A 16136-nucleotide genomic window follows, 5' to 3' on the forward strand; every position below is an offset into this window, starting at 1 on the left:
CAATCCCCGCAGCGGACTGCGCCACACCTCCAAGCCTTCACCCTCCGAATTCGAGCAGAGCCGCCGAAACATCGTCCTCCAACCGCCCGCCCGCATTCGCCGCCAATTGCAGGGCCTCGAAAAGGGCATCGAGAAAGGCCGGCCCTTCCATTACCGCTGGAACATCCGCCACAAGGTCTCGCAGTCCTGCCTCACCCAGGTCGCGCCCGGACGACAGAATCGTCTCGATGAACCCATCGGAATAGAGCAGCAGCCGGTCGCCAGGGTGCAGCGGCACCGTCAGCCGGTCGTGCTGCACCGTCTCGACCAGCCCGATCGGCAGCCCTCCCTCGCCGAGAAACTGCATCTCACCCGAGGCGCGCAGCAAAAGCGGTCGAGGATGCCCTGCCAGCACAAGTTCCAACACACCGCGCCTCAGGTCGACGCGCGCGTAACTCATGGTGAGATATTCCTCGATGCCCGGATCGGCCGAGAGCCGGTCGTTCAATCGCCGGGCCACGGTCTCGGGCGGGTCCAGCGCGTAGCCGCAATCGGCACGCCGCGCGAAGGCGATGTTCTGTTCGGGATAGCGATCGTTCAAATACCCAGCCACACGCGCCGCGACCATGGAGGCGGCTATGCCGTGGCCCGAGACGTCGATTCCGTAAAACCCGATCTGCCCCGGCGCGGCTTCGAAACTGCCGACCAGATCTCCACCCACGTGACCGCTTGCCGCAAGCAGCAGGCTGACCCTCGCGCCGCCGAAATCGCGCATGCGTTCCGGAACCAGTGAGTCCTGGATCCGCCTGGCATGGCCCAGATCGCGCTCAATGCTGGCGTAAGCGGTCTGCAGTTTTTCCAAGGTCTCCGAGATTTGCCGATTCTTCGCCGCCAGATCGCGTTGTTTCGTTACCAGCCGATCGGCGGCGGTGAGGCGGGCCCGCAGTTCTTCCGGGCTGACCGGCTTGGTCAAGAAGTCGTCGGCCCCGGCCTCAAGGCCATGCGCGATGGCCGCGTCGTCGCCCCTGGCACTGAGCAAGATGAAATAGGCAAAATGTGCATCAAATTGGTCTCGGAAAGCGCGGCAGAAGGCCACGCCATCCATGCCCGGCATCATCCAATCCGACAGGATGAGATCCGGCGGAGCGGCCCGGCAGATCTCAAGCGCTTCTAGGCCGCTTTCGGCCAGCTCCACCTCGTAGCCCCATTGCGACAGCGTATGCGCGAGGGTCAACCGCTGCGGCGGGCTGTCGTCGGCCACGAGAATCCGTTTCAGCGCCGTGGGCGCAATCGGCCTTGCGGGCAGAACGGAGGCGACCGGGGCAGTCATGAGCAATTAGGGCAAAACATGAACATGCATTCTGGATAGGCGGCAACGCTTAACGATCCGTGAAGGCGAAACGCATTCTTTGATCGTCACAAGTTCACTATTTGTTCACGACTGCCGTGGTAGAGAATGGCTATGTTCATATTCGTCCAAGCCGACACATGCCCGCCGGACCCCGCTTTCCATCCGGGGCCGCAGCCGACCCTCCGCATAACCCCGCGCGAGACGGCTGCTCGCTGTCGACGGCGGCGCAATTCCGCAGGCCGACCAGGTTCAAATCTTCCGATGCAACGACGCGATATCGGTGGGGCCATCCTCCATCACGCGTCCGCGCAAACGACGCATGGCGGCGATCCAGCCTTCAGGGTCATTGGCGCGCATCCGAAAGAACTTCCCCGCCTCCGCATGCGGCAGAATCAAAAACCGCTCTTCCGTGATCCCCGCGACCACGACCTCCGCAACTTCGTCAGCCGTGATGACCCGATCATGCGCGGGCGCATCCCCGTCGCCATAGCCAATAAGCGGCGTCGCAACGTAGAGCGGGCAGACCACACCCACATAGACGCCGTCATTCCCGTGTTCGATCGCCAGCGACTGCGCGAGGCTGACGGCGGCGTGTTTGCTGGCGGAATAAGCGGCATCGCCGATCTGCGTCAGCAGCCCCGCGGCGGAGGCGACATTGACCAGCGCCCCCTCCCCGCGTGCCAGCATGTCCGGCAGCAGGGTCCGCACGGCCCGCAGGTGGGCCATGACATGCAGATCGAAGCTCTGCTGCCAATGCGCCTCTTCCGCCGAGACCGCGCCGTCAGGCTCTCCGCGTGCCATTCCGGCGTTGGAGACGAGGATGTCCACCCGGCCCCGCCAGGCGCGGGCGCGTTCCAGAATGTCGCGGAAGGCCTTCGGGTCGGTCACATCGCAGTCGAGGGCCAAACCGTCGATGGCCTCGGCGACCTCGCCCACGCGCTCGGCATCACGATCGAGCACGATCACCTCGGCGCCCTCAGCGTGCAGCGCTTCCGCTATCGCCCGACCGATTCCCTGACCCGCACCGGTCACCAGCGCGATCCGCCCCCGAAGCTCCATCAGATCAGGAACTGCGCGAGGATCTCGTCCTCGGTAATGTCCTGGTAGGTGAAACCGCGCTGGTCCAGATCGGCGAAGAGTCGATCGAAGTTGTCCGCCTGCGTGGTCTCGATCCCGATCAGGACCGACCCGAAGTTCCGCGCGGATTTCTTCAGGTACTCGAACCGCGCGATGTCGTCCTCGGGGCCGAGCGTGGTAAGGAAATCCTTCAAGGCGCCAGGGCGCTGAGGCAGACGCAAGATGAAATACTTCTTAACGCCGGAAAACCGCTGCGCCCGCTCCTTGACCTCGGGAAGACGCTCGAAGTCGAAGTTGCCCCCGGTCGCGAGACAAACCACCGTCTTTCCACAGATCGACCCGCCCAGGTCCTTGAGCGCGTCGATGGCCAGGGCGCCGGCGGGCTCCAGCACGATGCCCTCGACGTTCAGCATTTCGAGGATCGTGGTGCAGAGCCGGTCCTCGGGGATGGTCAGCGTGTTGGCGAGGCCCACGCCCTTCAGCCGGGCAAAGGGCCGGGCGCCGATCTTCGCCACGGCGGCACCATCGGCAAAGGTGTTGACCTGCGGCAGGGCGACGGGCTCTCCGGCGCGCAGCGCGGCGGTCAGGCAGGCACCGCCGGAGGGCTCGACGAAGGTCCAGCCGGGGCCATTGCCGAAATATTCGACCATTCCGGCGGACAACCCGCCGCCGCCCACAGGAACGACGATATGATCGGGCGCGCGGCCCAGCTCGGCCTCGATCTCGGCGGCGACGCTGGCCTGGCCCTCGATCACGTCCTCGTCGTCGAAGGGCGACAGGAAGTGACCGCCGGCTTCGGCGCAGAAGGCCTGGGCGGCCTCGAGGCATTCGTCGAAATAGTCCCCGATCAGGCGGATCTCGATGGCGTCCCCGCCGAACATCCGGGTTTTCTGGATTTTCTGTTGCGGGGTGGTGACCGGCATGAAGATCACCCCGGACTTGCCGAACTGGCGGCACATGAAGGCGACGCCCTGGGCGTGATTGCCGGCCGAGGCGGCGACGAAGAGCGCCTGGTCGGGGCGCTTGCGCATGGCGTTGAAGGCGCCGCGCAGCTTGTAGGAGCGCACGGGCGAGAGATCCTCGCGTTTCAGCCAGATGTCGGCGCCGTAGATCTCGGACAGATGGGCGTTGCGCAGAAGCGGCGTCTCGGGAAAGACGCTGCGCATCTCCTCGGCGGCAGCGCGGGCGATCTGGCGAAAGTCGGTCATGGTGCTCCTGTTTCAGCAGGTGAGGCGCGGCCGGCGGCGCAGGTCTCGGCGGGTCGGGTGAAGCCCGCGGCCCGGCAAGGCCCGGCCCCGCGAGCGTCAGTCGATCGGACGGCCCTCGATGTAATGCCCGTGCAGGGTCGTCAGTACCGAGACCGAGACCAGGGTCACGAACCAATTGGCGGCGATCTGCGCCACGAGGCCCAGCGCGGGCAGCACGGCGTTGATCAGGGCCAGCGGGATCAGCAGCGCGAACATCAGAAGGACACCCAACCCGGCCATGGCGAGCGCCGTGCCGGCGGTGCCGCGGGTGGCCTCGAGCGCCTCGCGGATGCCGAGCGGCTGACCCACCGCCATGGCGGGCAGGATCGGGCCCAGCCGAAAGAAGAGCGCGATGGAGGCCCCGATGCCCAGCGGAATCGCCAGGATCAAAAGCGGCGGCGCAATGGCCGAAAGAAGCAACACCGGCAAGCCAATGGAGAAGCTCACCGCGAGGCCGATCATCAGCGTCAGGGCGAAATACAGCGCCGCGCGGTCGACCGGCACGGCGGTGAGCCAGCCCGCGGGATATTCCTCGAGAAGGACGTAGCGATGCCAGGCAACCGCGATCCAGATCGACACCACGAGGTTCAGCACGACCATCAGCCCATAAAGGCCGAAGTTGGCGGGCGGGCCGGGCATCTCGCCTTCGGGCATGGGCATCATGCCGCCCTCGGGCATCTGCATCATCGCGGGTTCGGGCGCGAGGGTCAGCTGCGCCAGGGCCACCAACCCGTAGAGCAGCGCCGAGATCTTCAGCGCGTCGACGCGGTTGCGCCAGACGAGCCGGATCGAATGCGACAGGATCCGCCAGGACTTCATGGGCCAAACTCCGTCTCTTTCCCGCCCCTTGGGCTAGCACGCGGCAGCCCCGCCGCCTAGGCGCAAAGCTTGCCGGGCGCGGCGAAACCCGGTAAGCGCCCCGGCGAAGATCGCAATCCCGCCCGCAGCGCCCCGCGCGCGCCGCGGCCGCAAGCAGGAGACCTGAGCATGTCCGCGCCCAAGAAAGTCGTTCTGGCCTATTCCGGGGGTCTGGACACGTCGATCATCCTGAAGTGGCTGCAGACCGAATACGGCTGCGAGGTGGTGACCTTCACCGCCGACCTGGGCCAGGGCGAAGAACTCGACCCCGCGCGCAAGAAGGCGGAGCTGCTGGGCATCGATCCGGCCAATATCTACATCGAGGACATTCGCGAGGAGTTCGTCCGCGATTTCGTCTTCCCGATGTTCCGCGCCAACGCGGTCTACGAGGGGCTCTACCTCCTGGGCACCTCGATCGCGCGGCCGCTGATCTCCAAGCGGCTGGTGGAGATCGCCCAGGAAACCGGCGCAGATGCCGTGGCCCATGGCGCGACCGGCAAGGGCAACGACCAGGTGCGCTTCGAGCTGGCGGCCTATGCGCTGAACCCCGACATCAAGGTCATCGCGCCCTGGCGCGAATGGGACCTGACCTCGCGCACGAAGCTCCTGGCCTTCGCCGAGGAAAACCAGATCCCGATCGCCAAGGACAAGCGCGGCGAGGCGCCCTTCAGCGTCGACGCGAACCTGCTGCACACCTCCTCCGAGGGCAAAGTGCTGGAGGATCCCGCCGAGGATGCGCCCGATTACGTCTACCAGCGCACGGTGAACCCCGAGGATGCGCCCGACACGCCCGAGTTCATCGAGGTCACCTTCGAGAAGGGCGACCCGGTGGCGATCAACGGCGAGGCGATGTCGCCCGCGACGCTGCTGACCGCGCTCAACGACTACGGGCACCGGCACGGCATCGGCCGGCTCGACCTGGTCGAAGGCCGCTTCGTCGGGATGAAATCGCGCGGCATCTACGAGACGCCGGGCGGCACCATCCTGCTCGAGGCGCATCGCGGCATCGAGCAGATCACCCTCGACCGCGGCGCGGCGCATCTGAAGGACGAGCTGATGCCGCGCTACGCGGAGCTGATCTACAACGGCTTCTGGTTCTCGCCCGAGCGCGAGATGCTGCAGGCCGCGATCGACCGCAGCCAGGCGCATGTGACCGGCACCGTGCGGCTGAAGCTCTACAAGGGCCTGGCGCGCTCCGTCGGCCGCTGGTCGGAGCATTCGCTCTATTCCGAGGCGCATGTGACCTTCGAGGACGACGCCGGCGCCTACGACCAGAAGGACGCGGCGGGCTTCATCCAGCTGAACGCGCTGCGGCTGAAGCTCCTGGCCGCGCGGGACCGCCGCCTGAAGGGCTGAACCGGGCCTGACGGGAAGAATGGGTGAGAGAAAGGTGCGGGCCGAGGGTCCGCGCTTTGCTTGGCAGGTGCTGTGTCGACATGTGTTCGGTCTGGTAGGTGCCGGGTCTCATAGCTGCGCTGCCTGACGGCCGCTTAACCTGACGGACCCACCAGCGCCCACCAGAGACCGCGGGAAAGACAGGACGACCCCCGAACGCCCGGGGCGTCCGACCGGGAAACCCCAACTCCAAAACACCTCGGGGCGCCCGGTCCAAAAAGCCCGAGCGCCCCGAAAGCTGTTGGCCGCCCCGCCGCCCGTGGGTCAGGGGCCGCGGGAGGCGGGACGGCCAGACACGCCGACGGCCTTACTACAGGAGAGCTGTCGCCGGCGCGCGTCCCTGACCGCTTTACTGCACGGTGATCGTGGTCATCACCAGCTCGCCGTCGACCCGGATCGGGCCGTCCTCGGTGGCGCCGAGGGTGTATTCGAAGACGCCCTCTTCGGTGCCGCCGGCCTCGGAATGCACCATGAGCATCAGCATGTCGCCCGCCGCGACCTCTTCGGTCAGCTCGGCGGAGACCTCCATGTTCTCGCCCTCCTCGAGCGCGGCATGGCCGACCACCGGGCCGGGCGCCATCTCGGCGTCGGTGCGGTGCACGACCAGCCAGCCGGTCTCGGGGGCGATCACCTTGGCGGCGGTGACCATGCCGTTCTCGACGGCCTGGTCGGAGGCCTCGACGCCCGGCGCCATGGCGTGGGCGGCGGCCATGGCCAGCGAGGCGGTGGCGCAGAAGGCGGTGCTCAGCATCAGCGTTTTCATCTTCATCTCCATGTGTCTGCGGCGGACCTTGCCGGCCCGCGTCGTTGAACATGGATAGCCACGTCAGATCGCCGCCCCGGGTTTCACCCCGCCCCGCGCTTTTCGCGCAGACCCGGGATTGCACGAAGCCGCGCCCTGCCGCCTTGGCAGGCAGATCACCCCCGCCCGCGGGCCAAAGTTCGGCTTTGGGAAGGATTGCCCCTTCGATTCTGGCCCTAGGTTGCGGTAGAGCGACAGCGCAGGACTTGGATCAGACCCGGGGGACGCGATGAACGACCGGACGGAACCGAACCAGGACAGCTACGACCTCTTCGTGATCGGCGGCGGCATCAACGGCTGCGGCATCGCCCGCGACGCCGCGGGCCGGGGGTTGTCGGTCGCCCTGGCCGAAATGAACGACCTGGCCTCGGCCACCTCCTCGGCGTCGACCAAGCTGTTTCACGGCGGGCTGCGCTACCTCGAGTATTTCGAGGTGCGGCTGGTGCGCGAAAGCCTGATCGAACGCGAGACACTGCTGCGCGCCATGCCGCATATCGCCTGGCCGATGCGCTTCGTGCTGCCCTTCCACAAGTCTATGCGCTTCGACAATTCGACGCCGACCTCGCGTCTTCTGAACACCGTGATGCCCTGGATGAAGGGCCGGCGGCCGGGCTGGCTGATCCGGCTGGGGCTCTTCATGTATGACAACCTCGGCGGCCGCGAGATCCTGCCCGGGACCAAGACGCTCGACCTCAAGCGCAGCGTCGAAGGCAAGCCGCTCAAGGACAAGTTCCAGCACGCCTATGAGTATTCCGACGCCTGGGTGCAGGATTCGCGGCTGGTGGTGCTGAACGCCCGCGACGCCCAGGCCCGCGGCGCCGACATCCTGACCCGCACGAAAGTGGTCGAGGCCAAGCGCGAGGGCGACCTCTGGGCGGTGACGCTGCAGAACCGCCGCTCGGGCGCCGAGCGGGTGATCCACGCGCGGATGCTGGTCAACGCCGGCGGCCCCTGGGTCGGCGACATCATCCGCACCAAGGTGCGCAGCAACTCCACCGAGGGCGTGCGGCTGGTGCGCGGCAGCCATATCGTGACCCGCAAGCTCTACGATCACGACAAGTGCTACTTCTTCCAGGGCCGCGACGGGCGGATCATCTTCGCGATCCCCTACGAGCAGGATTTCACCCTGATCGGCACCACCGACAGCGAGCAGGAAGACCCCGACAAGAAGCCCGAATGCACCGAGGAAGAAATGCAGTACCTGTGCAATTTCGCTTCGGAATACTTCGAGACGCCGGTGACACCCGAGGACGTGGTCTGGACCTATTCCGGCGTGCGGCCGCTCTATGACGACGGCGCGAAAAGCGCGACGGCGGCGACCCGGGACTACACGCTGAAGCTCGACGAGGCCGGCGGGGCGCCGCTTCTGAACATCTTCGGCGGCAAGATCACCACCTACCGGCGGCTGGCCGAACACGCGCTCGAGAAGATCGTGCCGTATTTCGACGCGGCCAAGGGCCCCTGGACGGCGGGCGCGACGCTGCCCGGCGGCGACTTCAAGGTGGTCGAGACCCGCGGCAGGATCGAGAAGCTCGCCGAGGAGTATCCCTTCCTCGGGCCGAAATGGGCCGAGCGGATGATCCGCCATTACGGCACCGAGGCCTGGCAGATCCTGGGCGAGGCCAAGACCGAGGCCGACCTCGGCACGCCCTTCGGCGCGACCCTGACCGAGGCCGAGGTCATGTGGCTGATGGAGAAGGAATACGCCGAGACCGCCGAGGACGTGGTCTGGCGGCGCACCAAGCTGGGGCTGAAGCTGGACGAGCCGCAGATCGACCTGCTCGAGACCTTCATGCAGGACGCCGCGGCGGCGCTAAAGGACCGGGCGACGGGCTGAGCCGCCGCCCGGTTCCGGGTCTCATGGCCGGGGGTTAGCCCAGCACCTTGGCCAGGGCCTTGGCGGTCTTGCCGGCGATCTCGTCGGCCTCCGCCTCGGTCAGGCAGAAGGGCGGCGCGAAGCCTATGATGTCGCCCTGCGGCATGGCCCGGCCGATCACCCCTTCCTCGAGCAGCGCCGCGGCGACCGAGGGGCCGACCTTGCGCCCGGCCTCGAAGAAGGTCCGGCTGTCGCGGTCCTCGACCAGTTCCACGGCACAGAGCATGCCCTCGCCGCGGACCTCGCCGACATTCGCGTTATCGCCCAGCGCCTCGGTCATCACCTTGTTGAGATAGGCGCCGTTGCGCCCGGCGTTGCCGACAAGGTCCAGCTCGTCGATCAGCTTGAGGTTGGCGACCCCGGCGGCGGCGCCGATGGGATGGGCCGAATAGGTCCAGCCGTGGCCGATCGGCCCGTTCTCGTCGGTGCCCTGCTCCAGCACCTTCCACATCTTGTCCGAGACGATCGAGCCCGAGAGCGGCGCATAGGCCGAGGTCAGCCCCTTGGCGATGGTGATCAGGTCGGGCTTCAGCCCGTAGTGCTCGGAGCCAAACATCGTGCCGAGCCGCCCGAAGCCGGTGACCACCTCGTCGGCGACCAGCAGGATGTCGTGGCGGGCCAGCACCTCCTGGATCGCCTCCCAGTAGCCGGCGGGCGGCGGCACGATGCCGCCGGTGCCCAGGACCGGCTCGCCGATGAAGGCGGCGATCGTGTCGGCGCCCTCGGCCTCGATCAGCGCCTCGAGCTCGGCCACGCAATGGGCGGTGAACTGCTCTTCGCTCATCGCGAGGTCGGGGCGGCGGTAGTAATAGGGCGCCTCGGTGTGGATCACCTGGGCCAGCGGCAGGTCGAACTTCTTGTGGAAGAGCTCGAGCCCGGTCAGCGAGCCGGTGACCAGCCCAGAACCGTGGTAGCCGCGCCAGCGCGAGATGATCTTCTTCTTCTCGGGCCGCCCGAGGATGTTGTTGTAATACCAGATCAGCTTGACGTTGGTCTCGTTCGCGTCCGAGCCGGAGAGGCCGAAATAGACCTTGGACATATGGTCCGGCGCGCGGTCGAGGATCATCTTCGACAGGGTGATCGAGGCCTCGGTGCCATGGCCGACATAGGCGTGGTAATAGGCCAGCTCGCGGGCCTGGTCGGCGATCGCCTCAGCGATGTCTTGGCGGCCGTAGCCCACGTTCACGCAGTAGAGCCCCGCGAAGGCGTCGAGCAGGCGGTTGCCGTCACGATCCTCGATGTGGCAGCCCTGCCCGCCGGTGATCACCCGATGCGGTGCATTGCCCCGCGCGAATTCGGCCAGATGGGTGGAGGGATGGAAGAAATTGTCCCGGTCCCACTGTTCCAGCATGTCGTTTCTCAGCATCAGAACTCGTCCTTATTCCTGATCGCGCCGGGCCTCACGCCCAGTCGCGGCACACGTATTTGATTTCGGTGAAGGCCTCCAAGCCCTGGCGCGCCCCTTCGCGGCCGAGGCCCGATTGTTTCATGCCCCCGAAGGGGATCGGCGCGCCGGTGACCTTGGTGCGGTTCACCGCGACCATGCCGAACTGCAGCTTGCGGCTGACCCGGTAGATGCGCCGGGGGTCCTGGCTGTGCACATAGGCCACCAGCCCGTATTCGGTGGCATTGGCGCGGGCGACGACCTCTTCCTCGGTGTCGAAGGGCACCAGCGCCGCGACCGGGCCGAAGGTCTCCTCAGCCAGAATGTCGGCGCTTTCGGGCACATCGGCCAGAACCGTCGGCGCGTAGAAAAGCGGGCCGAGGTCCTCGCGCCGGGCGCCGCCGCATTTCAGCACCGCGCCTTTCTTCAGCGCGTCGGCCACATGGGCCTCCTGCTTCTGAACCGCCTTCTCGTTCATCAGAGGGCCGATGTCGGCATCGTCGAGCCCGCGCGCCACGCTCAGCGCCTCGGTCGCCTTGGTGAAGCGGGCCACGAAATCCTCGTAGATCGGCCGCTCGATGAAGATCCGGTTGGCGCCGAGGCAATCCTGCCCGGAGGTGGCGAACTTCGCCTTGATCGTCTCGGTCACCGCCTGGTCGAGGTCGGCGCCCTTGAAGACGATGACCGGCGCGTGGCCGCCCAGCTCCATGATCAGCGATTTCACCGTGCCCGCGCACTGGCGGTAGAGCAGCCGCCCGACCTCGGTCGAGCCGGTGAAGGACAGGACCCGCACGCGGGGGTCTTCGGTCCAGGGGCCGACCACCTCGGGGGCCTCGCCGGTGATGACGTTGAAGACGCCCGGCGGGAAGCCCGCGCGTTCGGCCAGTTCGGCCAGCGCCAGCGCGGAGAAGGGCGTCTCGGCCGAGGGATGCGCGACCACGGTGCAGCCCGAGGCCAGCGCCGCCGCCGCCTTGCGGGTCAGCATGGCCGAGGGGAAGTTCCAGGGCGTGATCAGCGCGGCCACGCCCATCGGCTCGCGCCAGAGCTCGACCTCGGCGTCGGGCAGATGCGAGGTCACGCCTTCGATGTTCGGGCGGCGGGTCTCTTCGGCGTAGAATTCGATGAAATCGGCGGCATAGGCGATCTCGCCCAGCGCCTCGGAATAGGGTTTGCCCTGCTCGAGCGTCATCAAGAGCGCCAGGTCGTCCTGGTGCTCGAGCATCAGCTCGTACCAGCGCCGCAAAAGCCGCGCGCGTTCCTGCGGCAGGGTCTCGGACCAGGTGGCGAAGGCGGCGTCGGCGGCATCCACCGCGGCGCGGGCCTCGTCGCCCGAGAGCGCCGAGACCTCGCCCAGCCACTCGCCGTCCGCGGGATTTGTGACGGCGATGGCCGCGCCGCTCTCGGCGCTGCGCCACTTGCCGTCGACATAGGAAAAGCTGCGCACCAGCCGCGCATCCTTGAGCGCGCTCAAGGGCGATTTCGGAAAGGTTCGGTGAATGCTCATGGGCCATCTCCTCGGGACAGAGCGACGCGATGCCCTCAGGCTAGGCGCCCGCCGCCAGAGGAGGGGACCAAAGTTCACCATCCAAACAGTCCGATCCTCTGGCTGCGGGGGGATTTGCCAGAGGAACCCTCTGGTCCGGGTACTGCGCGGGCGACCCAGCCCGCGGACGGCAGGCGACTCGGTCCCCGCGAGCCCCGCCGCAAAGACCCCGCCCCTAGCGCCCTTCCAGAAGCGCCAGCGGCAGCCCCGGGCTGCCCTTGATCGGCTTGGTGACGATGTAGGTGTAATAGCGCGCCAGCCCGATCTTCTCGGCCAGGAGCCGGTCGATCAGCCGCTGGTAGCTGTCGATGTCGCGGGTCACCACCTGGATCAGGTAGTCGAAGCCGCCGCCCAGCGCCCAGGCCCAGGTCACCTCGTCCTGGGCCTTGAGCGCGGTCTCGAAGGCGCGGAAATCCTCGGCCCGGTGGCCGTCGAGCTCGCAGGCCACGAAGACCGTCACATGCGGCCCGAAGGCCTTGTAGGCGATGCGCGCGCCGTAACCCTCGATCACCCCGGCCTTCTCGAGCTTCTTCAGCCGCTCCCAGGCGGGCGTCGGCGACAGGCCGACCCGCTGCGCGAGCTCGGCCTTGGTGATCCGGCCCTCGGCGGCGAGGACGCGCAGGATCTCGATATCGCGCTGGTCGAGGCGGGTCATGGCGCGACTGTGCCGCGAAGATCGGGGAATGGAAAGCCGCGCGATTTCGCGCTGGGCCTCGCCTCCGGGCAGGGCTAAGCCTTGGGCCATGCATAGCTCCGACGGTCTCGACTCACGACAAAGCTGGATGCGGCTGGCGGTCACGCTCCTGGCGGCGGTGACCGGCAATGTCGGCATGTGGGCGGTGATCTCCGCCCTGCCCGAGATCGCCGCCGAGTTCGAGGCCAGCCGGGCCATGGCCTCGCTGCCCTACGCGCTGACCATGCTGGGATTCGGCGCGGGCAACTTCCTGATCGGGCGCTGGGTCGACCGCTACGGCATGGCGCGGGTGCTGGCCGTGGTGGGCCTGGGGCTTGCGGGCGGATACGGGCTGGCGGCGCTCTCGCCGTCGATCCTGTTCCTCTGCGCGGTGCAATTCGCCATCGGCTTCGGCACCGGCGCCTGTTTCGCGCCGCTGATCGCCGACATCTCGCAGTGGTTCCTGCGCCGGCGCGGGCTGGCGGTCGCGGTCACCGCCTCGGGCAACTACCTGGCCGGGGCCTTCTGGCCGGTGGCGCTGGACTGGCTGGGCGGCGACGCGGGCTGGCGCTGGGACTACGGCGCCTTGGGCGTGGCCTCCCTTTTGGTGCTCCTGCCGGTGAGCCTGGCGCTCCGGCCCCGCGTGCCCCAGGCCGCACTGGCCCGCGCCGAGGCCGAGGCGAGCGCAAGGGCCAGCGCCACCGGCCTCTCACCCCGCAAGCTGCAATGGGCGCTGGCGGTGGCGGGCATCGGCTGCTGCGTCGCCATGTCGATGCCGCAGGTGCATATCGTGGCGCTTTGCGTCGACCTCGGCTTCGGCGCGGCGGTCGGCAAGGAGATGCTGGCGCTGATGCTCCTGGGCGGGGTCGCCTCGCGGATCGTCTCGGGGGCGCTGGCCGACCGGCTGGGCGGGGTGCGCACGCTGCTCCTGGGCTCGGTCCTGCAGTGCCTGGCGCTGATCCTCTACCTGCCGGCGGGCGGGCTGACCTCGCTCTACGCCGTCAGCCTGATCTTCGGGCTGAGCCAGGGCGGCATCGTGCCCTCCTACGCGGTGATCGTGCGGGAATACCTGCCCGCCCGCGAGGCCGGGGCGCGCACAGGCTTCGTGATCCTGATGACGCTGATCGGCATGGCCTTCGGCGGCTGGCTCTCGGGGGTGATCTACGACGCGACCGGCTCCTACGCGCTGGCCTTCTGGAACGGCATCGCCTGGAACCTGATGAACATCGCGATCATCGTCACGCTCTTCATCCGCACCCGCCCGCGCGGCGTCCCGGCCCCGGCCTGAGCCGCATCAACGCCTAGAGCGCCGCCAGAAGGTCCGCGTGGCGCTGGGTGAACTCGGCGCGCACCTCGACCGGCGGGCGCGGCGCGATGCGCAAGCCGTCGATCAGCTCGGGCGCGGGACGGCCGAAGAAGCGGTCGGCCTCGGCCACGGCAAATCCCGCGATCTCGGTCGCCTCCATCCAGGCCGAGACCTTGTCGGCCGCCTTGATGCGCTTCTTCAGCGCCTTGGTGGGCACCGCCGGGAGCCCGAAGCGCACGTGAATCGCCACCGCGAGCCGGTCGTCGAGCTTGCCGTAATCCGGCCCCACCGCCGTCTTCACCGGCGAGATCATGTCCCCGATCACGTATTCCGGCGCATCGTGCAGCAGCGCGGTCAGCCGGTCGGCCACCGAGGCGCGGGGATACATCCGCCCGAAGAGCGCCTCGACCAAAAGCGAATGTTCGGCCACCGAATAGGGGAAATCGCCCCGCGTCTGGCCGTTCCAGCGCGCCACGAAGGCCAGGCCATGGGCGATGTCCTCGATCTCGATGTCGACCGGCGTCGGGTCCAGAAGGTCGAGACGGCGCCCGGACAGCATCCGTTGCCAGGCGCGCGGTTGTTTGGGCGGCATGACCTCTCCTTTTCGGCGACTCGCGGGGTTTTTCGGCCTCGCGGCCCTCATAACGGGATGCAGCGGCACACGCCACGTCGCGAAAGCGTATCTCGTATGTGAGCCCCGCAGCACCCATATATAAGGCACACCCCTGACCCACAGGGGCCGCCGCCCCTTGGGTTTCAACCTTAGGAGAGCGACATGTTCAAACGTATCTTCACCGCGGGTTTCGTGCTTGGCGCCGCAGCGCTGGCCCCGCCCGCCTGGGCGCAAAGCGCCCCCTGCATGCCCCGCGACCACCTGGTCGAGGCGCTTGAAGAGACCCATTCCGAGGTCATGGTCGGCAACGGCCTGCAATCCCCCACCAGCATGATCGAGATCTGGTCCTCGCCGGAGACCGGCAGTTTCACGATCTTCATCACCAACCCCAACGGGCTGAGCTGCGTGGTCTCGGCGGGCCGCTTCTGGACCACCATCGCGCCGGAACCCGGCGTGGCAAGCTGACCGACCCCGGCGCGATTGTCCGGATACGGCCGAGGTGCTATCTGCCCTGCAAAGGAATTTCTTGCAGGAACGGAAGATGGCTGACGACTACATCGTGAAGGACATCGCGCTCGCGGAGTACGGGCGCAAGGAACTCGACATCGCCGAGACGGAAATGCCGGGCCTCATGGCCTGCCGCGAGGAGTTCGGCGAGAGCCAGCCGCTCAACGGCGCGCGCATCGTCGGCTCGCTGCATATGACCATTCAGACCGCCGTGCTGATCGAGACGCTGGTGGCGCTGGGCGCGGATGTGCGCTGGGCCTCCTGCAACATCTTCTCGACCCAGGACCACGCCGCGGCGGCCATCGCCAAGGGCGGCACCCCGGTCTTCGCGATCAAGGGCCAGACGCTCGAGGAGCACTGGGATTACCTCGACCGCTCCTTCCAGTTCGAGGACGGGCCGAACATGATCCTCGACGACGGCGGGGATGCGACGCTCTACGTGCTGCTCGGCGCCCGCGTCGAGGCCGGCGAGAGCGAGCTGATCGCCGCGCCGACCTCCGAGGAAGAAGAGGTGGTCTTCGCCCAGATCAAGAAGCGCATGGCCCAAAGCCCGGGCTGGTTCACCAAGGTCCGCGACCAGATCCGCGGCGTCTCGGAAGAGACCACCACCGGCGTGAACCGCCTCTACCAGCTGATGCGCGACAAGCAGCTGCCCTTCCCGGCGATCAACGTGAACGACAGCGTCACCAAGTCGAAGTTCGACAACAAGTACGGCTGCAAGGAAAGCCTGGTCGACGGCATCCGCCGCGCCACCGACACGATGATGGCCGGCAAGGTTGCCGTGGTCTGCGGGTACGGCGACGTGGGCAAGGGCTCGGCCGCCTCGCTCGCCGGGGCCGGCGCGCGGGTGAAGGTCACCGAGGCCGACCCGATCTGCGCCCTGCAGGCGGCCATGGACGGCTTCGAGGTGGTGCTTCTCGAAGAGGTGGTGCAGTCAGCGGACATCTTCATCACCACCACCGGCAACAAGGACGTCATCCGCATCGAGCACATGCGCGAGATGAAGGACATGGCGATCGTCGGCAACATCGGCCACTTCGACAACGAGATCCAGGTCGCCAACCTGAAGAACCACAAGTGGACCAACATCAAGGACCAGGTGGACATGATCGAGATGCCCTCGGGCTCGCGCATCATCCTCCTCTCTGAGGGGCGCCTTCTGAACCTCGGCAACGCCACGGGCCATCCGTCCTTCGTGATGTCGGCCTCCTTCACCAACCAGGTGCTGGCGCAGATCGAGCTCTGGAAGAACGGCGATGACTACGAGAACCAGGTCTACATCCTGCCCAAGCATCTCGACGAAAAAGTCGCGCGGCTGCACCTCGGCCGGATCGGCGTGAAGCTGACGCAGCTCAGCCCCGACCAGGCTTCCTATATCGGCGTGACGCCCGAAGGGCCCTTCAAACCCGAGCATTACCGCTACTGACGCGGCGATTTTCCGGCTCTGGGCGGGAACCTGCCCAGCCGTCGGCCAAATCCCGCAAATCCTGCGACCACCTGCCGCGCCCCGTCCGAAACCTTGGAC

General features: G+C 67.3%; 14 protein-coding genes. 5 read left to right on the forward strand and 9 right to left on the reverse strand.

All coding sequences use genetic code 11. The features are described from left to right. Positions 1-37 precede the first annotated feature (37 nt). The 4 genes from ACX938_RS05550 to ACX938_RS05565 form a co-directional block, all read right to left on the reverse strand. Positions 38-1240, reverse strand: a complete 1203-nt coding sequence (locus ACX938_RS05550) for a PP2C family protein-serine/threonine phosphatase (protein ID WP_459430288.1) — start codon at positions 1238-1240, stop codon at positions 38-40. A 339-nt stretch (positions 1241-1579) separates the two neighbouring features. After that, complete coding sequence (locus ACX938_RS05555) at positions 1580-2389, reverse strand: SDR family NAD(P)-dependent oxidoreductase (RefSeq protein WP_459430289.1); 810 nt, start codon at positions 2387-2389, stop codon at positions 1580-1582. Next, positions 2389-3615: a threonine ammonia-lyase IlvA gene (gene ilvA / locus ACX938_RS05560; protein ID WP_459430290.1), complete on the reverse strand. Its 1227-nt coding sequence runs from the start codon at positions 3613-3615 to the stop codon at positions 2389-2391. The genes ACX938_RS05555 and ilvA overlap by 1 nt, the downstream gene beginning before the upstream one ends. 96 nt (positions 3616-3711) lie before the next feature. Continuing rightward, a complete protein-coding gene (locus tag ACX938_RS05565; protein ID WP_459430291.1) occupies positions 3712-4473 on the reverse strand; it encodes a hypothetical protein in 762 nt (253 codons plus the stop codon). Positions 4474-4641: 168 nt separating this feature from the next. Between ACX938_RS05565 and ACX938_RS05570 the strand changes: the two genes are divergently transcribed. Then, the gene (locus ACX938_RS05570; RefSeq protein ID WP_459430292.1) at positions 4642-5868 is read left to right on the forward strand and encodes an argininosuccinate synthase; all 1227 of its coding nucleotides are present in this window, start codon (positions 4642-4644) and stop codon (positions 5866-5868) included. 388 nt (positions 5869-6256) lie between these two features. Here the strand turns inward: ACX938_RS05570 and ACX938_RS05575 are convergent, their stop codons facing one another. Next, positions 6257-6670: a DUF7282 domain-containing protein gene (locus ACX938_RS05575; protein ID WP_232754541.1), complete on the reverse strand. Its 414-nt coding sequence runs from the start codon at positions 6668-6670 to the stop codon at positions 6257-6259. A 268-nt stretch (positions 6671-6938) separates the two neighbouring features. Between ACX938_RS05575 and glpD the strand changes: the two genes are divergently transcribed. Next, positions 6939-8546, forward strand: a complete 1608-nt coding sequence (glpD, locus tag ACX938_RS05580; protein ID WP_459430293.1) for a glycerol-3-phosphate dehydrogenase — start codon at positions 6939-6941, stop codon at positions 8544-8546. Between the two features lie 34 nt (positions 8547-8580). Here glpD and ACX938_RS05585 read toward each other — a convergent pair whose 3' ends face one another. The 3 genes from ACX938_RS05585 to ACX938_RS05595 all read right to left on the reverse strand — a co-directional run bounded on the left by ACX938_RS05585 (position 8581) and on the right by ACX938_RS05595 (position 12167). Further along, on the reverse strand, positions 8581-9951 hold the full coding sequence (locus ACX938_RS05585; RefSeq protein WP_459430294.1) for an aminotransferase: 1371 nt from the start codon (positions 9949-9951) through the stop codon (positions 8581-8583). Between the two features lie 34 nt (positions 9952-9985). Continuing rightward, positions 9986-11473, reverse strand: coding sequence for an NAD-dependent succinate-semialdehyde dehydrogenase (locus ACX938_RS05590; protein ID WP_232754538.1), 1488 nt, complete (start codon positions 11471-11473; stop codon positions 9986-9988). Between the two features lie 214 nt (positions 11474-11687). Further along, the gene (locus tag ACX938_RS05595; protein WP_459430295.1) at positions 11688-12167 is read right to left on the reverse strand and encodes an Lrp/AsnC family transcriptional regulator; all 480 of its coding nucleotides are present in this window, start codon (positions 12165-12167) and stop codon (positions 11688-11690) included. A gap of 88 nt (positions 12168-12255) precedes the next feature. On the opposite strand from ACX938_RS05595, the gene ACX938_RS05600 reads away from it, so the two are divergent. Further along, positions 12256-13473, forward strand: a complete 1218-nt coding sequence (locus tag ACX938_RS05600; protein WP_459430296.1) for an MFS transporter — start codon at positions 12256-12258, stop codon at positions 13471-13473. A 13-nt stretch (positions 13474-13486) separates the two neighbouring features. On the opposite strand, the gene ACX938_RS05605 is transcribed toward ACX938_RS05600, so the two are convergent. Continuing rightward, entirely contained in the window at positions 13487-14083 is a 597-nt protein-coding gene (locus ACX938_RS05605; RefSeq protein WP_232754535.1) for an HD family hydrolase, read from the reverse strand. Between the two features lie 183 nt (positions 14084-14266). Here ACX938_RS05605 and ACX938_RS05610 point away from each other — a divergent pair, with 183 nt between their 5' ends. Both ACX938_RS05610 and ahcY read left to right on the forward strand, forming a co-directional pair. Further along, positions 14267-14569: a hypothetical protein gene (locus tag ACX938_RS05610; protein WP_232754534.1), complete on the forward strand. Its 303-nt coding sequence runs from the start codon at positions 14267-14269 to the stop codon at positions 14567-14569. Positions 14570-14645: 76 nt separating this feature from the next. Beyond that, positions 14646-16037, forward strand: a complete 1392-nt coding sequence (ahcY, locus tag ACX938_RS05615) for an adenosylhomocysteinase (RefSeq protein ID WP_459430297.1) — start codon at positions 14646-14648, stop codon at positions 16035-16037. Positions 16038-16136: the final 99 nt, after the last annotated feature.

The sequence above is a fragment of the Roseivivax sp. genome, from assembly GCF_054552075.1.